A 20,701-nucleotide genomic window follows, 5' to 3' on the forward strand; every position below is an offset into this window, starting at 1 on the left:
TCATGAGCAAAAGCCATCGCATCCTTACACCGCTGCAGGAGCGGGGCTCGCCTGCACCGCAGGCTGAGCATCAACACCGAAGATGGATGGTCCCTGCCTCAATAAGTCTCCAGGTGCAGCCGCCCCTCTGACTTGAGTTGGGCCCCGAGCTGGGCCCAGCTCCCTCCCGACTGCTCGATCAAGTCACGCAAGGCCATCACCACGCCTTCTTCCATGGCCTTCAGGCCGCAGACGTAGACAAAAGTGTTGGCGTCCTTGAGCAGGGGCACCAGGTCTGCGGCCCGCTCTTTGATCGCGTCTTGCACATACTTCTTGGGCTGACCTGCCACGCGTGAGAAGGCAAAGTTGATGTCGATGAAGTCCTTGGGCAGGTTCATCAGCGGCCCGAAGTAAGGCAACTCCTCCGGCGTGCGCGCCCCGAAGAACAGCATCAGCTTGCCGCCTTCGAATTTGCCGGAGGCGCGTAAGCGGCGGCGCCACTCCGTCATCGCCCGCATCGGCGCACTGCCGGTGCCGGTGCAGATCATGATGATGTTGGAGCGCGGGTGGTTGGGCATCAGGAAGCTGTGGCCGAAAGGCCCGATCACCTGCACGGTGTCGCCCACCTGCAGGTCGCACATATAGTTGCTGGCCACGCCGCGCACTGCTCGGCCTTGGTGGTCTTCCAGCACCCGCTTGATGGTCAGGGACAGGTTGTTGTAGCCGGGGCGCTCGCCATTGCGCGGGCTGGCAATGCTGTACTGGCGGGCATGGTGAGGCCGACCCTTCTCGTCAACGCCGGGCGGGATGATGCCAATGCTCTGCCCCTCCAGCACCGGAAAGGGCATGGCGCCAAAGTCCAGCATCACATGGTGGGTGTCGTACTCCTTGCCCACTTCCGTCACCCGCACATTGCCGACCACGGTGGCCGTGATGCTGCTCTGCGCGCTGGTGGGGCCATAGAGCTTGGTGTAGGCATGAGCGGCCGACCACGGCGGCAGCGTGGCGCCCCAATCGGCGCTTCGGAAGGGCTGCTCGCCGGTAGTGTCGGCGGGGGCTGCGGGCGCTGCAGGCGCTGCTGAGGGCTCGGCCGACGCTTCACCGCTGGGGGCCAATGCGGCCAATTGGTCTCGGCTCAACTCAGCCGGCAACTCGTCCCAACTGAGCTGCTCCTCAACGCTGTAGGCATGGCCTGGTGCGACGGTGCGGTAGTTGTCGATGGAGCCCGTGGGGCAGGGCGAGATGCAGGCATTGCACCAGTTGCACAGGTTCACATCCACCACATAGTTGCGCGAGTCGTGAGTGATGGCGTTCTGCGGGCACGTGGCCTCGCAGGTGTTGCAGCGGATGCAGATCTCGGGGTCGATGAGATGTTGCTTGAGCAACTTGGGCAGCGCAGCGTTCATGGAAAGAGCCTCGAAGAGAGATGCGAAGTATCGAAGCATGGCGGCGGCTTGTGTCGCGGGTGAAACCCGTCGACTCGAACCCGCCGGCGCCAAGGTGGCGCCCTGCGGGCGTCCGCCTTGGCGTCAGTTGAAGCGGACGTACTCGAAGTCCACCGGCTGGCGGTTGATGCCCATCACCGGCGGCGCAATCCAGTTTGCAAACTTGCCCGCATCGGTCACGCGGCCCATCAGCGAGGCCACAAAGGCGCGGTCTTCAGCGCTGGGCAGCCACTCGTTTTCACGGGCGGCAAACTCGGCGGCGCTGATGGCCCGGCCATCGGGCGTGATGTTGGCGCCGGCCAAGGTGCCGATCTTGCGGTTGAAGGCCTTGTGCGGGGTGCTCAGGCGGAACGGGATGCCGGCCTTCTCGATGACTTTGTTCCAGCGCTGCACGCCGCCGATGCTGTCCTTGATGTAGTCGTCGCGCAGCACTTCATTCAGGGCATTGAGCATGGGCACTTGGCGCTCGATCAACTGGCCGTCTTTCAGGCCCAGCACCGTGTAATGCTGGCCTTGCAGGCGGTGGTCGTCGCCGCGCTTGGTTTCTTCATAGCGGCCCTTCAAGCCGCTGTTGTAGAAGATGGCCGCATTGCTGGACTCATCGGCGCCGAAGAGGTCGATGGTCACCGAGAAGTGGAAGTTCAAGTAGCGCTGGATGGTGGGCAGGTCGATCACGCCGGCGGCGCGGATCTTGGCCGGGTCGTCCGTCTTCAGCTCATTCATCACCTGGCAGGTGCGCTGGATCACGCGGCTCACGCCCGACTCGCCCACAAACATATGGTGGGCTTCTTCGGTCAGCATGAACTTGGTGGTGCGGGCCAGCGGGTCAAAGCCGCTTTCAGCCAGCGCGCAGAGCTGGAACTTGCCGTCCCGGTCGGTGAAGTAGGTGAACATGTAGAAGGACAGCCAGTCGGGCGTCTTCTCATTGAAGGCCTGCAGGATGCGCGGGTTGTCCTGGTCGCCCGAGCGGCGGTCCAGCAGGGCTTCGGCTTCTTCACGGCCATCGCGGCCGAAGTGCTTGTGCAGCAGGTAGACCATGGCCCAGAGATGGCGGCCTTCTTCCACATTCACCTGAAAGAGATTGCGCAGGTCGTACTGGCTGGGGCAGGTCAGCCCCAGGTGGCGCTGCTGCTCCACGCTGGCGGGCTCGGTGTCACCTTGGGTGACGATGATGCGGCGCAAGTTGGCGCGGTGCTCGCCAGGCACGTCTTGCCAAGCAGCCTCGCCCTTGTGCTCGCCGAAGTTGACCTGACGGCCTTCTTCCTTGGGGTTCATGAAGATGCCCCAGCGGTAGTCGGGCATCTTCACATGGCCAAACTGCGCCCAGCCATCGGCCTCCACACTGACGGCGGTGCGCAGATACACATCAAAGCCATGCGAGCCATCCGGCCCCATGTCTTGCCACCAGTTCAGGTAGTTAGGCTGCCAGTGCTCCAGCGCGCGTTGCAGCGTGCGGTCTTCGCTCAGGTTGACGTTATTGGGAATCTTTTCGCTGTAGTTGATGCTGGACATGAGGTTCTCCATTCACGGTGACATGTGTTTGTCTGGCGAGCGCCGCAGGCGCCTCGGTGGGGCTCAAACTCTGTTGAAGTCGAAGGCAGCTTTTTCGCCCTTGCCATAGAGCTTCAGCGCACCCTTGTCGCCCACTGCATTGGGGCGCTGGAAGATCCAGTTTTGCCAAGCGGTCAGGCGGCCGAAGACGCGGGTGAACATGTTCTCGGGGCCGTTGAAGCGCAAGTTGGCTTCCATGCCGGTCAGGGCGTCGGGCGACATGGCGGCGCGCTCTTCCAGGGCCATGCGCACCTCATCCGCCCAGTCGATGTCGTCGGGGTTGGAGGTCACCAGCCCTAAGGCGAAGGCAGCGTCAGCATCCAGCGGCTGGCCCAAGCGCTCGCGCACGGCGGCCAGCGGGGCAGCCTCGTCATAGAAGCGGCGGCCCAAGCGGGACTGACCGGTGGCCATGGGGTAGAGGCCAAAGTTCGCCTCAGTCAAGGTCAGCTTGGGCGCTGCGGCTTCGTCGTCCGGCAGAGCCAGGTGGTAGCTGCGGTCGCAGGCCAAGGCCAGCTCGGCCAGGGTGCCAGCAAAGCAAGTGCCTTGGTCCAGCAGCGCAAACAAGGAGCGCGAAGAGACATCCAAGCGCGAGAAGGTGCGGCGCAAGAGGCCAATGGTCTCGCGCACCAGCCAGTGGTTTTGGTGGGCCAGCAAGGTGGCATCCAGGGCCAACACGCCTGCCGCGTCACCGGCGGTGCGCAGCACCCAGGTGCCGATGTCCAACTCGTTGGTGCGCAGGTGCAGGATGGCGTCTTCCAACTGGCGCGCCATCGCCAGTGGGTACCAGGCCGCACCGGCGGCTTCAATGTCGGCCACGGTGTTGGGCTGGCTGCCCTGTGGCGCATGCACTGTGATCTGCGCTTGGCGGCGTGCGCGGTCGATCTGCACCCGCACATGGTCCCAGCGCAGCAGGTCGCCGTCGAACTGGCGCTCTAGGCGCGTCAGGCTCACGCCTTGGGCCTGATCGGGCCGCTGGCTGGTGGCGGCCAGGGCCTGGGCACGCTCTTGCACCTTCTGTGCAAACACCGCAGGTTTGGCGACATGGTCCACCAGGCGCCAGTCCTTGGCCTTCTGGCCGCGCACGCCCTCGGTGGTGGTGCAGAAGATGTCGGCCAGGTCATGGCGCACCTTGCGCTTGTCGGTCACACGGGTCAGGCCGCCGGTGCCGGGCAGCACGCCCAGCAGGGGCACTTCGGGCAGGCTCACCGCCGAGCTGCGGTCGTCGATCAGCACGATCTCATCGCAAGCCAAGGCCAGCTCATAGCCACCGCCTGCGCACGCGCCGTTGACGGCCGCCACAAACTTCAGCCCGCTGTGGGTGGAGGAGTCTTCAAAACCATTGCGCGTCTCATTGGTGAACTTGCAGAAGTTCACTTTCCAGGCATGGCTGGAGACACCCAGCATGAAGATGTTGGCGCCCGAGCAGAAGATGCGGTCGCGGCTGGAGGTCAGCACCACGGTCTTCACGGTGGGGTGCTCAAAGCGGATGCGGTTGATCGCGTCATGCAGCTCCACATCCACGCCCAGGTCATAGCTGTTGAGCTTGAGCTTGTAGCCGGGGCGCAGGCCCGCGTCCTCGTTGACATTCATGGTCAGCGTGGCGATGGCGCCGTCCACACTCAAGGTCCAGTGCCGATAGGCGTCTGGCGAGGTGCGGTAGTCCACCAGGGCGGGGGCCAAGTTGGCTTGGGCTTGCGGTGCGTTCATGAGGGTCTCCGTCGATCAGATGCAACATGGTGCCCATACCTTCGGGCGGGATGGGTTGCATTATCGTGCATCAAGATTCATCGTCAACCGAAATGTGCAATTTAATGCCTGTTTGCGGGTTTATCCCAGGAATCGTGTCTGCGGGCAGGCCTGTTGCAGTTGCCGCCAGGCCTCTTCCAGGCTCAGGCCGCCGGTGTGGACCTGGGCGTCGGCCTTGCCGTAGAAGGCGGCGCGCTCGGCCAAGATGCGCTTCAAATCGTCCATGGCTTCGCGGTTGCCAGCCATGGGCCGCAGGTCGCCCTGAGCCATGACGCGGGCCATGTGTTCTTCGGGGCTGGCCTGCAGCCAGACGGTGTAGCAGTGTGTCAGCAAGAGGTTGAAATTGGCGGGGTCGGCCACCACACCGCCGGGGGTGGCGATGACGGCGTCCGGGTAGAGCTGAATGGTTTCTTCCAGGGCGCGGCGCTCATAGCGGCGATAGGCCGCTGAGCCCAGCAGGTTGTGGATCTCGCTGAGCGAACAACCCGCCACCCGTTCGATCTCTTGGTTGAGCTCGACAAAAGGCACATTCAAGTGCTCGGCCAGGCGGCGGCCCAGCGTGGATTTGCCCGCGCCGCGCAGGCCGATCAAGGCGATGCGCTGCAGCCGGGCATCAGCGGCGGGGGCGCCGAACAACTGGGCCAGTGCCTCGCGCCCTTTGCGCAACTCTGGCTCACTGCGGCCCTGCAGCAGGTTGCGGATCAGCATCCACTCGGGGGATTGGCTGCTCTCATCGCCCAGCAGTTCGGTCACCGGGCAATCCAGCGCGCGGCTGACCTGGCGCAGCACCAATACCGAGGCATTGCCCACGCCCAACTCTAGGTTGGCCAGGTGGCGCTCAGAGACCTCGGAGGCGCGCGCCAGCACGCGGCGGGTCATGCCGCGGCGCGCCCGCAGCGAGCGCACGCGCTCGCCCAGGGCGGTGAGAAAGGGGTCGCGCGGGTCGGTGGCGGGGGCGTCTGCGTCCGCGTCGTCCGGGCTGGTGGTCGGCTCTGCCGAGGCGGCTGCAGCCGTTGCTGAACGTGGGTGTGCCGCATCCGCTGAATGTGGTCGCGCCGCATCTGCGGCGGGGTCGTCAAGGGCGCTCATGAAGTCCGTGGTTTCCCGTAGATATGCACTATATTGCTTGACGCTGCGAGCGCCGAGGGCTAAGTTTCGGCCATGCACTAAATTTCCACAAGCACCCTGGCTTGTGGCGGATCAAGAAGTCCAGTGCATTTGGAGACTGCCGTGAGCACCTTGCCGCCCCCTGAGTCCTTTAATTTCGCCCAGCACCTGTTGAGCCTCAACAGCGGCCGTGCCGACAAGCCTGCGTTTGTCGACGAGCAAGGCGTGCTGAGCTACGGCCAGCTTGATGAGCAAGTGCGTCGCATGGCGGCGGCGCTGAAGGCGGCCGGCGTGAAGCGCGAAGAGCGGGTGCTGCTGCTGATGCTCGACAGCCTGGACTGGCCCGTGGCCTTCTTGGGGGCGATGTACGCGGGCGTCGTGCCCGTGGCCGTCAACACCTTGCTGACGGCCGATGACTATGCCTACATGCTGGAGCATTCGCGGGCGCAGGCCGTGCTGTGCTCGGGGGCGCTGCTGCCGGTGGTCAACGCGGCCCTGGTCAAGTCGGATCATGAGGTGCAGAAGGTGGTGGTGTCTCGTCCCGTCGCACCACTGCATCCGGCCGAGGTCGAGTTCCAAGCGTTCTGTGCGGCCCAAGCGCCTCTGGACAAGCCCGCGCCGACGCGTAGTGACGATGTCGGCTTTTGGCTCTATTCCTCGGGCTCCACGGGCCGCCCCAAAGGCACGGTGCACTCCCACGCCAACCCCTACTGGACGGCCGAGCTCTATGGCCGCGGGGTGCTGCAACTGCGCGAGGACGATGTCTGCTTCTCAGCAGCCAAGCTTTTCTTTGCCTATGGCTTGGGCAATGCGCTGAGCTTCCCGCTCAGTGTGGGCGCCACCGTGCTGTTGATGGGGGAGCGGCCCACGCCGGAGGCCACCTTCAAACGCTGGCGGGGCGACATTCAAGGGGCGAAACCGACGGTGTTTTACGGTGCACCTACCGGCTTTGCCGGCATGTTGGCCCACCCCAGCTTGCCAGCGCGGCAAGAGGTCTCTTTGCGCCTCGTGTCCTCCGCCGGCGAGGCCTTGCCAGCCGAGTTGGGCGAGCGCTTCAAGGCGCACTTTGGCGTGGACATCGTCGACGGCATCGGCTCCACCGAGATGCTGCACATCTTCTTGAGCAACCGGCCCGAGCGCGTGCGCTACGGCAGCACCGGCTGGCCGGTACCCGGCTATGTGGTGGAGTTGCGCGGTGACGATGGCCTGCCTGTGCCCGACGGTGAGCCGGGTGATCTCTACATCCAAGGCCCTTCGGCGGCGATGATGTACTGGGCCAACCAAGCCAAGACGCGTGAGACCTTCCAAGGCGGCTGGACCAAGAGTGGCGACAAATACATCCGCAATGCCGACGACGGCAGCTACACCTATGGCGGGCGCAGCGACGACATGCTCAAGGTCAGCGGCATCTATGTCAGCCCCTTTGAGGTGGAGGCCACGCTGGTGCAGCACCCGGCCGTGTTGGAGGCCGCCGTCATCGGCGTGCCCGACGCCGAGGGCCTGACCAAGACCAAGGCCTTTGTGGTCTTGAAGGCCGGTGGTCAGGCCAGCGAAGACGAATTGAAGGCCTTCGTCAAAGACCGCTTGGCGCCCTATAAATACCCCCGCCAGATCAGCTTTGTGGCTGACCTGCCCAAAACGGCCACCGGCAAGATCCAGCGCTTCAAGCTGCGCGACCAAGAAAAGGCTGCGGCCTGATGCAGCCTGAGTTCTGCACGCTGCCCTGGCAGGGCGGCTCGGTGCACATCGAGCTGGCCTGGGTGGGGGTGGACGATGCCGCCGCGCCCCTGATGGTGTTCTTGCACGAAGGCCTGGGTTCGTTGGCGGCTTGGCGCGACACGCCTGAGAAGCTCTGCGCGGCCTGTGGCTGGCGCGGTCTGGTCTATTCGCGCCCCGGCTATGGCGGCTCCACGCCGCGCCCGCACGCGCAAGCCTGGCCACTCGACTACTTGCAGCGCCAAGCCTGGGAGCTGCTGCCCGCTTTGCTGCAGGCTTTGGGTGTGCAAGGCCGCTATGGCCTCTTCGGCCACAGCGACGGCGGCACCATTGCCTTGCTGCATGCGGCACGCCATCCCTTGACGCACAGCGTCATCGTGCTGGCGCCGCACATCATGGTCGAGGAGTTTGGCCTGGCCAGCATCCGCGAGGCGCGTCGACAGTACCTGGAGGGAGATCTGCGCAGCCGCCTGGCCCGCTACCACGCCGATGTGGATTCCGCCTTCTGGGGCTGGAACGAGGCATGGCTGCATCCAGACTTCGGCTCAGCGCTTTCCCTAGGCGCAATTAGTTTAGAACTAAAGCATATTAGAGCCCCGATCCTGGCCATCCAGGGTCAGGAAGACCCTTACGGCACGATGGCCCAGATTGACGGCATAGCCGCCATACTGCCCGCCACCGAGCTGTTGAAGCTCCCGCGATGTGGCCATGCGCCGCACCGTGACCAGCCCCAGCGCCTGACGGAGGCTTGCCAAGCCTTCAGCCGGCGCTGCTTACCGCCCTTGCCACCCCAGAGAGACCTGCCATGATCCAACGCACACTCGGCACCACCCTGACGGCCTTGGCCGCTGCCACCTTGCTGCTTGCTGCACCCGCAGCCCATGCACAAGGCCAAAAGCTCAAGGTCGGTTTGATGCTGCCCTACACCGGCACTTTTGCCGCTCTCGGCACCGCCATCGAAAACGGCTTTCGCCTGCAGTTGGCGGAGCAAGGCGGCAAGATCGGTGGCCGAGAGGTCGAGTTCTTCAAGGTCGATGACGAGTCTGATCCCTCCAAGGCCACCGAGAACGTCAACAAGCTGATCAAGCGCGACGGTGTTGATGTGATCATTGGCTCGGTGCACTCCGGTGTGGCCATGGCCATGGCCAAGGCCGCCAAAGACAACAATGTGCTGCTCATCGTGCCCAATGCCGGTGCTGATGCCGTGACCGGCCCGATGTGCGCGCCCAACATCTTCCGTTCATCGTTCAGCAATTGGCAGCCGGGCTTTGCCATGGGCGAGGTGATGGCTAAGAAGGGCCACAAAAGAGTGGTGACCATCACCTGGAAGTACGCTGCCGGTGATGAGTCGGTCAAGGGTTTCAAAGAAGCCTTCACCAAAGGTGGCGGTGAGGTCATCAAGGACCTGACCTTGCCCTTCCCGAATGTGGAGTTCCAGGCCCTGCTGACCGAGATCGCTGCGGCCAAGCCGGATGCGGTCTTCACCTTCTTTGCTGGCGGCGGCGCGGTGAAGTTTGTCAAAGACTATGACGCAGCGGGCCTGAAGAAAACCATCCCGCTCTACGGCTCCGGCTTCTTGACGGACGGCACCCTGGAAGCCCAAGGCGCATCGGCCGAAGGGCTGTTCACCGCGCTGCACTACGGTGACAGCCTGAACACCCCGCGCGACAACGCCTTCCGCCTGGCCTATGCCAAGACCTACAAGCTGCAGCCCGATGTCTATGCCGTGCAAGGCTATGACGCGGCGCAAATCTTGGGCGTGGGCCTGAATGCCGTGAAGGGCGATGTGAGCAAGAAGGCAGAGTTTGCGGCCGCTGTTCAAAAGGCCAAGATCGACAGCCCGCGCGGCCCCTTCATGTTGAGCAAGGCGCATAACCCGGTGCAGGATTTCTATCTGCGGCAGGTGGTGGGCAAAGAGAACAAGGTGGTGGGGGTGGCGTCGAAGGCTCTGACCGATCCCGCCCGCGGCTGCAAGATGTAAGGTCACTGGCCCCCAGGCTCGCTGGCGCTCGCCACCCCCCAAGGGGGCTGCGCCAGCGGACTGGCAAAGCCAGTTCCGCGGCGCGGGCTTGAGTTTTCGGCGGCCTGCCAGCCGCCTCGTTTTCGCGGCAGCGATGTCGCCGTGATGGACTGTCGTGGACTTAGCCACCTTTCTTGTTCAGTGCCTGAATGCCATCCAGTACGGCTTGTTGCTGTTTCTGGTGGCGTCGGGCTTAACGCTGATCTTCGGCATCATGGGCGTGATCAATCTCGCGCATGGCAGCTTCTACATGATTGGCGCCTACATGGCTTATGCCTTGGCGCCGGGGGTGCAGCAGGTGCTGGGGGGCGGCTTCTTCATCACGCTGCTGGTGGGTGTGGTGCTGTCGGTGCTGCTGGGTTATGTGCTGGAGTGGGTGTTCTTCAGCTACCTCTATGAGCGCGAGCACTTGCAGCAGGTGCTGATGACCTATGGCCTCATTTTGGTGTTTGAAGAGTTGCGCAGCATTGCGGTGGGCGACGATGTGCATGGCGTGACGCCGCCCGAGTGGCTCTCCGGCAGCATCGCCTTGGGCGACTTGATGAGCTACCCGGTCTATCGGCTCTTCATCTCGGCCGTGTGCCTGGGTGTGGCGCTGGCCATGTGGTGGGTGTTGGCCAAGACGCGGCTGGGCATGCGCATTCGCGCCGGGGCCAGCAACCGCGAGATGGTGCAGGCCATGGGCATCAACATCCGCTTGCTTTATCGCATCGTGTTTGCGGTGGGCGTGGCCCTGGCGGCCCTGGCCGGCATGATTGCGGCGCCGGTCTCCAGCGTCTATCCCGGCATGGGCTCCAGCGTCTTGATCATCTGCTTTGTGGTGGTGGTCATTGGTGGCATCGGCTCCATCAAGGGGGCGCTGGTCGCCGCGCTGCTGGTGGGTGTGGTTGACACCTTCGGCAAGGTGCTGGTGCCCAGCGTGGCGGGCTTGTCCGTCTACCTGCTGATGGCGGCCATGTTGTTGTGGAAGCCAGAAGGCCTCTTCAAGGCGAACGGATGATGAGCAAGTTACCGTGGGCGAGGGTCATGCCGGTGCTGTTGGCCTTTGGGGTCTTGGCCGCCTTGCCCGCCTTGATCTCGGGCTTTTATGTCGAGCTGGCCATGAAGGTGATGATCCTGGCCATCTTTGCGCTCAGCCTGGAGCTGCTGGTGGGCCAGACAGGCCTAGTGTGTTTTGGCCATGCCGCCTTTTTCGGCATTGGCGCTTATGCCGTCACGCTGCTCTCGCCGGAGGGCGAAGCGGGCTCGCTGTGGTGGACGCTGCCAGCCGCCTGTGGCGCGGCCGGCGTGTATGCCTTGGCGGTGGGCGCGCTGTCGCTGCGCACCAAGGGCGTGTACTTCATCATGATCACGCTGGCCTTTGCGCAGATGGCCTATTTCGTCGTGCACGACACCCCCTTGGGCGGTGGCAGCGACGGCATCTACCTCTACTTCAAGCCGGTGGCCGCAGTGGCGGGCCACACCCTGCTGGACCTGGACAAGCCCACCCAGCTCTACGGTTTTGTGTGGGCCTGTTTGGGCGCTTGCTTTGTGGCCAGCGCCGTGCTGTTGAAGAGCCGCTTTGGCCGGGCCTTGGCGGGCATCAAGGCCAATGAGCAGCGCATGCGCGCCGCAGGCTTTGCCACTTTTGGCTACAAGCTGGCCATCTTTGTGGTCTCGGCCATGATGGCCGGCTTGGCGGGCTACCTTTTTGCGCTCAAAGATGGCTTTGTGAACCCCGAGATGCTGAGCTGGCACCAAAGCGGCGCCGTGCTCATCATGATCATTCTGGGCGGCCTGGGCCACTTGCGCGGCGCGGTCTTGGGCGCGTTTGCCTTTGCCTTGCTGCAAGAGCTGTTTCAGTCACAAGCCGTGTTCGGCGCCTTTGCCAAGCATTGGCAGTTGATGCTGGGCCTGACCATCATCGCCTTTGTGGCCTTGATGCCGCGCGGCTTGGTGGGCCTGCTGCACAAGGAGGGCGCGAAATGAGCACCTTGATGCTGCAAGCCCAAAGCGTGTCGCGGTTTTTCGGCGGCCTGAAGGCGGTGGAAGACGTGTCGGTGGACCTGCACCGGGATGAGCTGCATGCGGTCATCGGCACCAATGGCGCGGGCAAGTCCACCTTGATCAATCTGCTGTCGGGTGAGCTGCCTTTGAGTGCCGGGCGTGTGAGCTTGATGGGCGAAGACATCACCCACTGGCGCCAGCCCAAGCGGGCCCGGGCCGGCCTGGGCCGCAGCTACCAGCGCAACACCATCTTCACGCCCTTCACGGTGCGCGAGAACTGCCGCCTCAGTGCCCAGGCCCGCTGGCCGCGCGCCTGGAACTGGTGGCAGCCGGCCTCACGCTGTGCGCTCTCCAACACCGCCGCTGAAGAAGCGCTGCAGCGTGCCGGCTTGGGCGATGTGGCCGAGCGCGTGGCGGGCACGCTGTCGCATGGCCAAAAGCGCCAGTTGGAGATTGCCATGTGCTTGGCTGGTGCGCCCAAGGTGCTGCTGCTGGACGAGCCGCTGGCGGGCATGGGTGCTGAAGAAACCGAGCGCATGCTGGCGCTGCTGGGGGAGCTCAAGCGCGACCATGCCATCTTGCTGGTCGAGCACGATATGGATGCAGTGTTCCGCGTCGCGGACCGCATCACGGTGATGGTCAATGGCCGCGTCATTGCCAGCGACGCGCCCGAGGCCATCCGCCAGCACCCAGAGGTGCGCGCAGCCTATTTGGGTGATTCGGTAGGAGCAGGCCATGGCCACTGAGCACACCGCCTTGTTGGCCGCGCAAGACCTGCACGCCCACTATGGCCAGAGCCACATCCTGCAGGGCATCAGCTTCAGCCTGCAGCCCGGCGTGGCCTTGGGGCTGCTGGGCCGCAACGGCATGGGCAAGACCACGCTGATCCGCACGCTGCTGGCCCAGGTGCGGGCCAGTGGCGGCGAGGTTTGGGTCAAAGGCCACAAAGTCACCCAAGAGCGCACCGAGCACATCGTGCGGCGCGGCATTGGTGTGGTGCCCGAGGGGCGCGGCGTCTTCCCCAACCTGAGCGTGCGCGAGAACCTGCAAATGGCCGCACGCCCCGGCACGCGCGGCCAGGTGGACTGGACGTTCGAGCGCGTGCTGCAGACCTTTCCGCGCCTGGGTGAGCGGCTGGGCAACGGCGGCGGCCAACTCAGCGGTGGCGAGCAGCAGATGCTGGCGATTGGCCGTGCGCTGATGACCAACCCCGACCTGCTGATCTTGGATGAAGCCACCGAAGGCTTGGCGCCCTTGGTGGTGGCCGAGATTTGGCGCGTCATTGCCTTGATCCGCGCCTCGGGCATGAGCACCTTGGTGGTGGACCGCAACTATCAAAAAGTGCTGGCCCACACCGACCGTTGCCTGGTGCTGGAAAAGGGCCGCCTGGTGCTGGAAGGCGCCTCAGACGACTTGGCCGACGACGAGGCTGCACTGCACCGCTACCTGGGCGTGTGAGCCACCACTCCGCCGGCACAGGCTCAAGAGCTGGGCTTGGCCAACTGGGCCCGCAAGGCTTCTAGGCTCAAGACCTCCAGGCCTTGGCTGTGGCGTCGCACCACGCCCAGGCGTTGCAGTTGCCCCAGCACTTCGCTGGCGGTTTGCCGAGAGGTGCCGGCCAGCCCTGCCCAGTGCTCCAGCGTGATGGGCAGGCAGCGGGGCAGGGCGGTGCTGTCTGCCATGCCGTAGCCCTCTGCCAGGCGCAGCAGTTCTTGCAGCAAGCGGGCTTGGGCCGACTGTGCCGCTCGGTCGTTCAGGCGCATGAACAGCAGCCGCGTTTTGCCCGTCACCAAGCGCGCCAAATGGCGCCAGAGCACGGGGTGGCGCTCCAGCAAGTCATCCAGCAGGCTGCGAGACACCCACCACAGCCGCGTCGGCCCTTGGGCATGGGCGTCATGGGTGCGGGGGCCGTCATCAATGATGGAGATCTCGCCAAACCACGTCGGAGCCTGTAAGACCGCCAACACCATTTGTCGGCCATCGGCGCGACTGCTGCGGATCAAGACCGCACCGCTCAGCACGGCATACAGGCCATCGCAGGCATCGCCCTGCAAAAACAGGCGCTGCCCTGGCTCCAAGGCCTGAACTTGGCCGTGGGCGAGCAGGGCTTGCTGCAAGCCTCGGGGCAGTTGGGCAAACCACGCACCTTGGCTCAAGCAGGCCTGCAGATCATCGAGCGAGGGTGGGTTCGTCATGCGGTAAACCCTTAGGTGGACTGTCAGCCAGTTGATAGCGCGGCAGAGGCCAAGCTCCGATGATTGTCACCTTGTTCTCACTGCCAGGAGCGGCCCTTGAAAACCCTGAGCCAACACATGATCAGCTACGCGCGCTATCACCGCGACCCGCGCAATATCGCGACCCACTTTGTCGGCATTCCGATGATTGTGTTGGCGGTCACCATCCTGCTGTCGCGCCCGCAGTTCGCAGTCGGCGGCTTGCTGCTGAGTCCCGCCTGGGGCGTGGTGGCCCTGGTCTCGGTGTTCTATATGCGCCTGCATCTGGGCCTGGGTGCGGTGCTCACAGGCGTGTTGCTGGCGTGTGCGCTGTTCGCGCAAGGTGTGGCTGCAGGGCCTACCTCATCTTGGCTGGCTTGGGGCTTGGGCTTGTTTGCAGTGGGCTGGGTGTTCCAGTTTGTGGGCCACTTTTACGAAGGACGAAAGCCCGCTTTTGTCGATGATGTGATGGGCTTGCTGCAAGGCCCCTTGTTCGTGCTGGTGGAGGCGCTGTTCGCCGCCGGCTTGCTGGGTGAGCTGCGCCAAGCCATTGAGGCTGATGCGGGGCCTGTGCGCCGTGATCCGCACCGCGCCTCGGTAGGCGAGGGCCAGGCCCAGCCTTCGCGTTCTTGATGCCGACCCGAAAGGCGCAACGATGTCCACGATCAGCTCGACGGATGTTCGCTCCCAAGTCTCACCCGAAGAATGGGCCTTGCGCGTGGACTTGGCCGCCTGTTATCGCTTGGTGGCCTTGTACGGCTGGAGTGACTTGGTCTTCACCCACATCTCGGCCCGCATTCCCGGGCCTGAGCACCACTTCCTCATCAACCCGTATGGGCTGATGTTTGATGAGATCACGGCCTCCAGCCTGGTCAAGGTGGACCAGCACTGCAACAAGCTGCTGGACAGCCCCCACCCCGTCAACCCGGCCGGCTTCACCATCCACAGTTGCATCCACGCGGTGCGCGAGGACGCAGGCTGCGTGCTGCACACCCACACCCGCGCCGGCGTGGCCGTCAGCGCACAGCAGCACGGCATCTTGCCCATCAGCCAGCAAAGCACGTTTGTGCTGGCGTCCTTGGCCTACCATGACTATGAAGGCGTGGCCCTGCGGGACGACGAACAGCCCCGTCTGCAGCGCGACCTGGGCCAAGCCAACTATCTGGTGCTACGCAACCACGGCCTGCTCACCGTGGGCCGGGGCGTGGCCGAGGCCTTCTTGGCGATGTATACCTTTGAGAACACCTGCCGCATTCAGATCGACGCCTTGAGCGGAGGCAGTGCACTGACCACGGTCAACCCGGCCATCTTGAGCGGCATGGCCCAGGTCTACACCCAGGTCACCAAGGGCATGGGCGCGCAAATCGCCTGGCCCGCACTGCTGCGCAAGCTCGACCGCACCGACCCCAGCTACAAGGAGTGACGTCATGTCCAGCACCGACGCCCAAGCCACGGCCGCCCCCAAGTTCAACAGCTTTGCGGAGTTCTACCCCTTCTACCTGGGCGAGCACCGAAACCGCACCTGCCGCACCCTGCACTTCATCGGCACCAGCATCGGTGCGGGGCTCTTGCTCACGGCCCTGTTCACCGCCCAGCCTTGGCTGGTGGCGGTGGGCTTGGTGCAGGGCTATGCCTGGGCCTGGGTGGGCCACTTTGGCTTTGAGAAGAACAAGCCCGCCAGCTTCAAGCAGCCGCTCTACTCCTTCATGGGCGACTGGGTGATGTGGTGGCAGATGTTGACGGGGCGGATTGGCTGGCAGGGCTGAGCGCTGGGCGGCAAGGAGGCGGCAGCTGTCTGCAGAGTTCAGCCCAAGACGATCCCGACCTTGCCGAATTGCGTGCCGCTGCTGAGCTTGTCCAGGGCGGCATGCACCTCGTCCAGCGCGTAGCTGCTGTCGACCACCGGCACGAGCTGGTGGCGCTGCACCCAGTCCAGCAAGGTGCGGAACTCGCCCAGCGTGCCCAGGGTCGAGCCCATGACCTGCAATTGGCGGATGAAGAGCCGCCGCAGGTCGGCGCCGGGTTGATCGCCAGTGGTAGCCCCGCAGGTCACCAGGCGGCCGCCACGAGCCAGGGCCTTCATCGCGATGGGCCAGACGGCGGCTCCGACATTCTCAAACACCACCTCGACGCCTTGGCCTTGGGTCAGGGCCAACACCTCTTTAGCTTCCTGGCCGCTGCCCAAGAGCACGGTGGCGTCGGCCCCCATCGCGCGCGCTTGCTCTAGCTTGATGGCACTGCGCGAGCACGCAATCACACGGGCGCCCACGCTTTTGGCCAGTTGCAGCCCCGCTAATGACACGCCACCGCCCACGCCAAAAATCAGCACGGTCTCCCAGGGCTTGAGCTGGGCCTTGGTGAAGAGCATGCGCCAGGCGGTGAGGTGGTTCACGCCCAACGCAGCGGACTGAACAGGGTTCAAGTGGCTTGGGCGGGCAAAGACATTGCGTGCGGGCACAGAGACGTAGTCGGCCAGCGTGCCGTCGCGGTGCTCGCCCAGGTAACGGATCTGCGCGCACAGCACATCCTCGCCAGCCAGGCAGTGAGCGCATTGGCCGCAGCTCACAGCGGGGTGCAGCACCACCGCATCACCTTCAGCCCAAGGGCCTGCGCCGGGGGCCACCGCGTCGACCACCCCTGCGCCATCCAAGCCCATGATCTGCGGCAGGCTGTGGGTGATGCCCGCGCCGCTGTTGCGCATGTAGAGGTCCACTTGATTGAGCGTGGCGGCCTGCAGGCGCACCCGCACCAAGGGCTGACCTTGGGCGTCGTGGAGGGCGGGCAGGGGGCGCTCACCCACGGTGACCACCTCGTTGCCACCATGGCCAGTCAGATAGGCTGCTTTCAAGCGCTGCTCCTTCGCATTCAATCGGGTTCACACAGCATGCCAGAACCCACTGAACGAGGGCTGTCAGCCAGCCTGCACAAAGACCCGCGACAATAGCGCCATGTTCAGTTTCTTCCGCAAAAAGTTTGGCTCGGCACCGCCGCCGCCCGCACCCGCGCCCGCGCCAGCGACCGTGCCTGCAGCCGTTCCCGCACCAGCGGCGGTGGAGGTGCCCCCCGCGCCCCTGGCACCGCCATCGGCAGGTGGCGCACCCACGGAAGCTGTGGTCGCCTCAGTGCCGCAAGCGCTGGCCACCCAGCCCCAGGTGGCGGCGCCTGCGCCCGCGCCCATCGCTGCGGCACCTGCCGCGTCGGACCCACACGCCTTCACCCACGCGCCTGAGCCCACGGCCAAGCCGGAGCCCGCCGCGCGCGAAGGCTGGCTCAGCCGCCTGCGCAAAGGCTTGGCGCGCACCGGCTCCAGCATTGCCCAGGTCTTCACCGGCACCAAGATCACCGACGAGCTCTACGAAGAGCTGGAAGCTGCGCTGCTGATGGCCGACACCGGCGTCAAAGCCACCGAGCATCTCTTGGAAGATTTGAAGCGCCGGGTCAAAGAGGCCAAGGCGACAGACCCTGCGGCTGTCAAAGCCCTGCTGGCCGATGCCATCACTGAGCTTTTGGCACCGCTGGAAAAATCCCTGGTGGTAGGCGAGCACCACCCCACGGTGATGATGGTGGTGGGCGTCAACGGTGCGGGGAAGACCACCAGCATCGGCAAGCTCACCAAGCACTTGGCTGAGAGCGACTGCAAGGTGCTGCTGGCTGCGGCCGACACCTTCCGCGCTGCAGCCCGCGAGCAGTTGGGCGTGTGGGCCGACCGCAACCGTGTAGAGATCATCAGCCAAGAAGGCGGCGACCCGGCCGCCGTGACCTTCGATGCGGTGACCGCCGGCAAGGCGCGCGGCGCGGACGTGGTCATCGCTGACACCGCCGGCCGCTTGCCGACGCAACTGCACCTGATGGAAGAGCTGAAGAAGATCAAGCGCGTGATCACCAAGGCCGAGGCCACCGCGCCGCACCAAGTGCTCTTGGTGGTGGACGGCAATACCGGCCAAAACGCACTGACGCAGGTGAAGGCTTTTGACGATGCGCTGGGCCTGACCGGCCTGATCGTCACCAAGCTCGACGGCACCGCCAAAGGCGGCGTGCTGGCCGCCATCGCCCGCGAGCGGCCGCTGCCGGTCTACTTCATCGGCGTGGGCGAAAAGCTCGAAGACTTGCAGACCTTCAAGGCGCGGGAGTTTGCTAAGGCCTTGCTGGATTGAAGTGGCTTGCGCGATTGAGTTAACAACAGAGCGGGCCACTGACGGACGCCCCCCTCGATAGGCCCCCCGCGTGAAGGACGGACTGTGAGGGTGGCACTGCAGAACGAAGTCAAGGAGGAGGACGCGTCAGCGGCCGGGGGACATGAGTGGCGCAGTGCCGCCCTCGCGGTCCGGATGCTCTCCAGCGCAAAGGTTCTCAGCCTGTCGATCAGCTGTAGAGCCTGACAATCCTCCAAGCTTCTAGGGGAGCATCAGCCCCCCCCAAACCCCGGCGGCATCATCCCCTTCATGCCCTTCATGCCGCCCATTTTCTTCATCATCTTCATCAGGCCGCCGCCCTGCATCTTCTTCATCATGTCGCGCATCTGCTCAAACTGGGTGAGCATGCGGTTCACATCTTGAATTTGCACGCCAGCACCGGCGGCGATGCGGCGCTTGCGGCTGGCTTTGCTCTTGCCCTCTAGCAGCAACGCGGGTTGGCGGCGCTCTTTGGCGGTCATGGCGCTCAGGATGCCTTCCATGCGGCGCATGTCTTTTTCGGCCTTGTCCATGTCACCCTGACCGGCCTTGGCCGCCATCTGCGCGGGCAGCTTGTCCATCAGGCTGGAGAGGCCGCCCATCTTCTTCATCTGGCTGATTTGCGAGAGAAAGTCGTTCAGGTCAAAGCCACCGCCAGACTTGAGCTTTTCCGCCATCTTGGTGGCGGCGGCCATGTCCACGCCTTTGGTGACCTCTTCGACCAGGGCCACGATGTCGCCCATGCCCAGCACGCGCCCGGCGTGGCGCTCGGCATCGAACACCTCCAGTCCGTCGATCTTCTCAGAGACACCGGCAAACTTGATCGGCGCGCCGGTGATCTGGCGCACGGAGAGTGCCGCACCGCCGCGTGAGTCGCCGTCGAGCTTGGTCAGCACAATACCGGTCAGCGGCAGAGCTTCTTTGAAGGCCTTGGCGGTGTTGATCGCGTCTTGGCCCTGCATGGCGTCGACCACGAACAGGGTCTCCACCGGGTTCAGCGTGGCATGCAGCTCGCGGATTTCAGCCATCAAGGCTTCGTCAATCGCCAAGCGGCCGGCCGTGTCCACCAGCAGCACGTCAAAGTAATGGCGGCGGGCCCAGTCCAGGGCGGCCAGGGCAATGTCCTTGGGCTTCTGGTTGGGCTCGGAGGGGAACCATTCGGCGCCAGCTTGCTTGGTGACGGTCTTGAGCTGCTCGATGGCGGCGGGGCGGTAGACGTCGGCCGAGACCGTCAGCACCTTTTTCTTGCGCTTTTCGATCAGGTGCTTGGCCAGCTTGGCGGTGGTGGTGGTTTTGCCTGCGCCTTGCAGACCGGCCATCAAGATGATGGCGGGGGGCTGGGCCGCCAGGTTGATGTCGGAGATGCCCTCGCCCATTGTGGCGGCCAACTCTTTGTGCACCACCGAGACCAGCACCTGGCCGGGGTTGAGCGAGCCCACCACCTCTTGGCCCAGGGCCTTTTCTTTCACCCGGGCGATGAAATCGCGCACCACGGGCAGGGCCACATCGGCCTCCAGCAAGGCCATGCGCACTTCGCGCAGCATGTCTTGCACATTGGTTTCGGTGATGCGGGCCTGGCCACGCATGGTCTTAACCAGGTGTGACAGGCGATCGGTGAGGGTGGTGGCCATATGAGAAATGCGCTCCTTGGTGTGCCGGGCAGCAGCTCTGACGGCAAGGGCGCCGGTAAACTGTGGCCATGATTTTATCCGTTGACCCACTTCAAGCACCCGGCTTCGGGCTCACGGTGGTGGGCGCTTTGGCCTATTTGGTGGCGGCCATGCCGGCTTCTATCGAGCGCCGCTGGCCCGCACAGGCCTTGGTCGCCGCCTGGGGTTTGCATGGTTTGGCGCTGCTGGCAGGGCTGGGCCTGGGGCGCCAAGAAGGGCTGGTGATCGGCTTTGCGCCGGCCTTGTCCTTCACCATTTGGCTGGTCGTGGCGGTGTATGGCGTGGAGAGCCGCTTGGTGCCGGTCCCCGGTGTGCGCCGGGTCTTGGCGGTGTGTGCCATGGCCTTGATGGTGTTAGCACTCTTGTTCCCTGGCGAGGCACGGGCCGTGGCCCATTCGCGTTGGGCACCACTGCATTGGGTGTTGGGCCTGACGTCTTACGGCTTGTTCGGTGCCGCGGTCCTGCATGCCTTGATGCTGGATGCGGCCGACCAGCGCATGCGAGACAAGCGGGCCATCGTCTCTACGGTGTATGGCATGCCTCTGCTCAAGCTGGAGCGCATGACCTTTCGCTTTGTGGAGGCGGGCTTTGTGGTGTTGACCTTGGCGCTGGCGGTGGGCATGGCCTCGCCGCACTGGCGCTGGCTGGAGCACAAAACCGTGCTGTCACTGCTGGGCTGGGCCACTTTTGCGGCACTGATCATTGGGCGCGTCTGGCGCGGCTGGCGTGGGCGCCAGGCCACGCGTTGGCTTTATGCGGGCACCTTGCTGATGCTGCTGGCCTATATGGGCTCGCGCTTTGTGCTGGAAGTGTTATTGCAAAGAACATCGGGGTAAAGGCATGGCTCGCTTGATTTTGCTGCTGGCCGCGGTGGCCTTGGTGTGGTGGTGGCTTCGCAGTCGTCGCTCCCCTGTGCGCACCGATAGCGCGGCCCCAAAGCCCCCAGCGAACTCTCACGCTGCGCACGAGATGGTGTCATGTGCGCACTGCGGCGTGCATCTGCCGCAATCGGACTCGGTGTCTGATGCGGCGGGGGCGTTCTACTGCAGCGATGAACATCGACGCTTGGGCCCCGGTCCGGGGGAGAAGCCTTGAG

The 20,701-nt window shown here is 64.5% G+C and carries 20 protein-coding genes; 13 read left to right on the plus strand and 7 right to left on the minus strand.

The window, feature by feature from the left end; genetic code table 11:
- Window positions 1-98 precede the first annotated feature (98 nt).
- The 4 genes from boxA to KAK11_RS09130 all read right to left on the minus strand — a co-directional run bounded on the left by boxA (window position 99) and on the right by KAK11_RS09130 (window position 5,810).
- Window positions 99-1,385, minus strand: coding sequence for a benzoyl-CoA 2,3-epoxidase subunit BoxA (boxA, locus tag KAK11_RS09115; RefSeq protein WP_210808479.1), 1,287 nt, complete (start codon window positions 1,383-1,385; stop codon window positions 99-101).
- 123 nt (window positions 1,386-1,508) lie between these two features.
- Window positions 1,509-2,936, minus strand: coding sequence for a benzoyl-CoA 2,3-epoxidase subunit BoxB (boxB, locus tag KAK11_RS09120; protein WP_210808481.1), 1,428 nt, complete (start codon window positions 2,934-2,936; stop codon window positions 1,509-1,511).
- Between the two features lie 63 nt (window positions 2,937-2,999).
- Window positions 3,000-4,682 carry a 2,3-epoxybenzoyl-CoA dihydrolase gene (gene boxC / locus KAK11_RS09125; RefSeq protein ID WP_210808483.1) on the minus strand — a complete coding sequence of 561 codons (1,683 nt, stop codon included), beginning with the start codon at window positions 4,680-4,682 and terminating at the stop codon, window positions 3,000-3,002.
- A 120-nt stretch (window positions 4,683-4,802) separates the two neighbouring features.
- Window positions 4,803-5,810, minus strand: a complete 1,008-nt coding sequence (locus KAK11_RS09130; protein ID WP_210808485.1) for a helix-turn-helix transcriptional regulator — start codon at window positions 5,808-5,810, stop codon at window positions 4,803-4,805.
- 141 nt (window positions 5,811-5,951) lie between these two features.
- Here KAK11_RS09130 and KAK11_RS09135 point away from each other — a divergent pair, with 141 nt between their 5' ends.
- From KAK11_RS09135 to KAK11_RS09165, 7 genes are all read left to right on the plus strand, one after another.
- The gene (locus KAK11_RS09135; RefSeq protein ID WP_310737774.1) at window positions 5,952-7,526 is read left to right on the plus strand and encodes a benzoate-CoA ligase family protein; all 1,575 of its coding nucleotides are present in this window, start codon (window positions 5,952-5,954) and stop codon (window positions 7,524-7,526) included.
- Entirely contained in the window at window positions 7,526-8,353 is an 828-nt protein-coding gene (locus KAK11_RS09140) for an alpha/beta fold hydrolase (RefSeq protein ID WP_210808489.1), read from the plus strand. Before KAK11_RS09135 ends, KAK11_RS09140 begins: the two co-directional genes overlap by 1 nt.
- Window positions 8,350-9,525, plus strand: a complete 1,176-nt coding sequence (locus KAK11_RS09145; protein WP_210808491.1) for an ABC transporter substrate-binding protein — start codon at window positions 8,350-8,352, stop codon at window positions 9,523-9,525. The genes KAK11_RS09140 and KAK11_RS09145 overlap by 4 nt, the downstream gene beginning before the upstream one ends.
- A 154-nt stretch (window positions 9,526-9,679) precedes the next feature.
- Entirely contained in the window at window positions 9,680-10,564 is an 885-nt protein-coding gene (locus KAK11_RS09150; protein ID WP_210808493.1) for a branched-chain amino acid ABC transporter permease, read from the plus strand.
- Window positions 10,564-11,532 (plus strand): branched-chain amino acid ABC transporter permease, encoded by a 969-nt coding sequence (locus KAK11_RS09155; protein ID WP_210808495.1) that lies wholly within the window; start codon window positions 10,564-10,566, stop codon window positions 11,530-11,532. Before KAK11_RS09150 ends, KAK11_RS09155 begins: the two co-directional genes overlap by 1 nt.
- Window positions 11,529-12,296 (plus strand): ABC transporter ATP-binding protein, encoded by a 768-nt coding sequence (locus KAK11_RS09160; RefSeq protein ID WP_210808497.1) that lies wholly within the window; start codon window positions 11,529-11,531, stop codon window positions 12,294-12,296. Before KAK11_RS09155 ends, KAK11_RS09160 begins: the two co-directional genes overlap by 4 nt.
- Complete coding sequence (locus KAK11_RS09165; protein WP_210808499.1) at window positions 12,286-13,008, plus strand: ABC transporter ATP-binding protein; 723 nt, start codon at window positions 12,286-12,288, stop codon at window positions 13,006-13,008. Before KAK11_RS09160 ends, KAK11_RS09165 begins: the two co-directional genes overlap by 11 nt.
- Before the next feature lie 23 nt (window positions 13,009-13,031).
- Here the strand turns inward: KAK11_RS09165 and KAK11_RS09170 are convergent, their stop codons facing one another.
- Complete coding sequence (locus tag KAK11_RS09170; RefSeq protein WP_210808501.1) at window positions 13,032-13,745, minus strand: Crp/Fnr family transcriptional regulator; 714 nt, start codon at window positions 13,743-13,745, stop codon at window positions 13,032-13,034.
- A 96-nt stretch (window positions 13,746-13,841) separates the two neighbouring features.
- Here KAK11_RS09170 and KAK11_RS09175 point away from each other — a divergent pair, with 96 nt between their 5' ends.
- From KAK11_RS09175 to KAK11_RS09185, 3 genes are read left to right on the plus strand one after another with little or no spacing between them, the layout of a single operon-like run.
- Window positions 13,842-14,396, plus strand: a complete 555-nt coding sequence (locus KAK11_RS09175) for an Mpo1 family 2-hydroxy fatty acid dioxygenase (RefSeq protein WP_210808503.1) — start codon at window positions 13,842-13,844, stop codon at window positions 14,394-14,396.
- Between the two features lie 22 nt (window positions 14,397-14,418).
- Window positions 14,419-15,186: a class II aldolase/adducin family protein gene (locus tag KAK11_RS09180; RefSeq protein WP_210808505.1), complete on the plus strand. Its 768-nt coding sequence runs from the start codon at window positions 14,419-14,421 to the stop codon at window positions 15,184-15,186.
- A 4-nt stretch (window positions 15,187-15,190) separates the two neighbouring features.
- On the plus strand, window positions 15,191-15,529 hold the full coding sequence (locus KAK11_RS09185) for an Mpo1-like protein (protein ID WP_210808507.1): 339 nt from the start codon (window positions 15,191-15,193) through the stop codon (window positions 15,527-15,529).
- A gap of 38 nt (window positions 15,530-15,567) precedes the next feature.
- Here the strand turns inward: KAK11_RS09185 and KAK11_RS09190 are convergent, their stop codons facing one another.
- The gene (locus KAK11_RS09190; protein ID WP_210808509.1) at window positions 15,568-16,611 is read right to left on the minus strand and encodes a zinc-binding dehydrogenase; all 1,044 of its coding nucleotides are present in this window, start codon (window positions 16,609-16,611) and stop codon (window positions 15,568-15,570) included.
- Window positions 16,612-16,711: 100 nt separating this feature from the next.
- Here KAK11_RS09190 and ftsY point away from each other — a divergent pair, with 100 nt between their 5' ends.
- Window positions 16,712-17,917: a signal recognition particle-docking protein FtsY gene (gene ftsY, locus KAK11_RS09195; RefSeq protein WP_210808511.1), complete on the plus strand. Its 1,206-nt coding sequence runs from the start codon at window positions 16,712-16,714 to the stop codon at window positions 17,915-17,917.
- 251 nt (window positions 17,918-18,168) lie between these two features.
- Here ftsY and ffh read toward each other — a convergent pair whose 3' ends face one another.
- The gene (gene ffh, locus KAK11_RS09200) at window positions 18,169-19,566 is read right to left on the minus strand and encodes a signal recognition particle protein (RefSeq protein WP_210808513.1); all 1,398 of its coding nucleotides are present in this window, start codon (window positions 19,564-19,566) and stop codon (window positions 18,169-18,171) included.
- A 68-nt stretch (window positions 19,567-19,634) separates the two neighbouring features.
- Here ffh and KAK11_RS09205 point away from each other — a divergent pair, with 68 nt between their 5' ends.
- Window positions 19,635-20,441: a cytochrome C assembly family protein gene (locus KAK11_RS09205; RefSeq protein WP_210808515.1), complete on the plus strand. Its 807-nt coding sequence runs from the start codon at window positions 19,635-19,637 to the stop codon at window positions 20,439-20,441.
- A 4-nt stretch (window positions 20,442-20,445) separates the two neighbouring features.
- Complete coding sequence (locus KAK11_RS22040) at window positions 20,446-20,700, plus strand: PP0621 family protein (protein ID WP_259373546.1); 255 nt, start codon at window positions 20,446-20,448, stop codon at window positions 20,698-20,700.
- The last annotated feature ends 1 nt before the right edge of the window (window position 20,701 follow it).

This window comes from Ideonella paludis, from assembly GCF_018069865.1.
Classification (GTDB): Bacteria; Pseudomonadota; Gammaproteobacteria; order Burkholderiales; family Burkholderiaceae_C; genus Ideonella; species Ideonella paludis.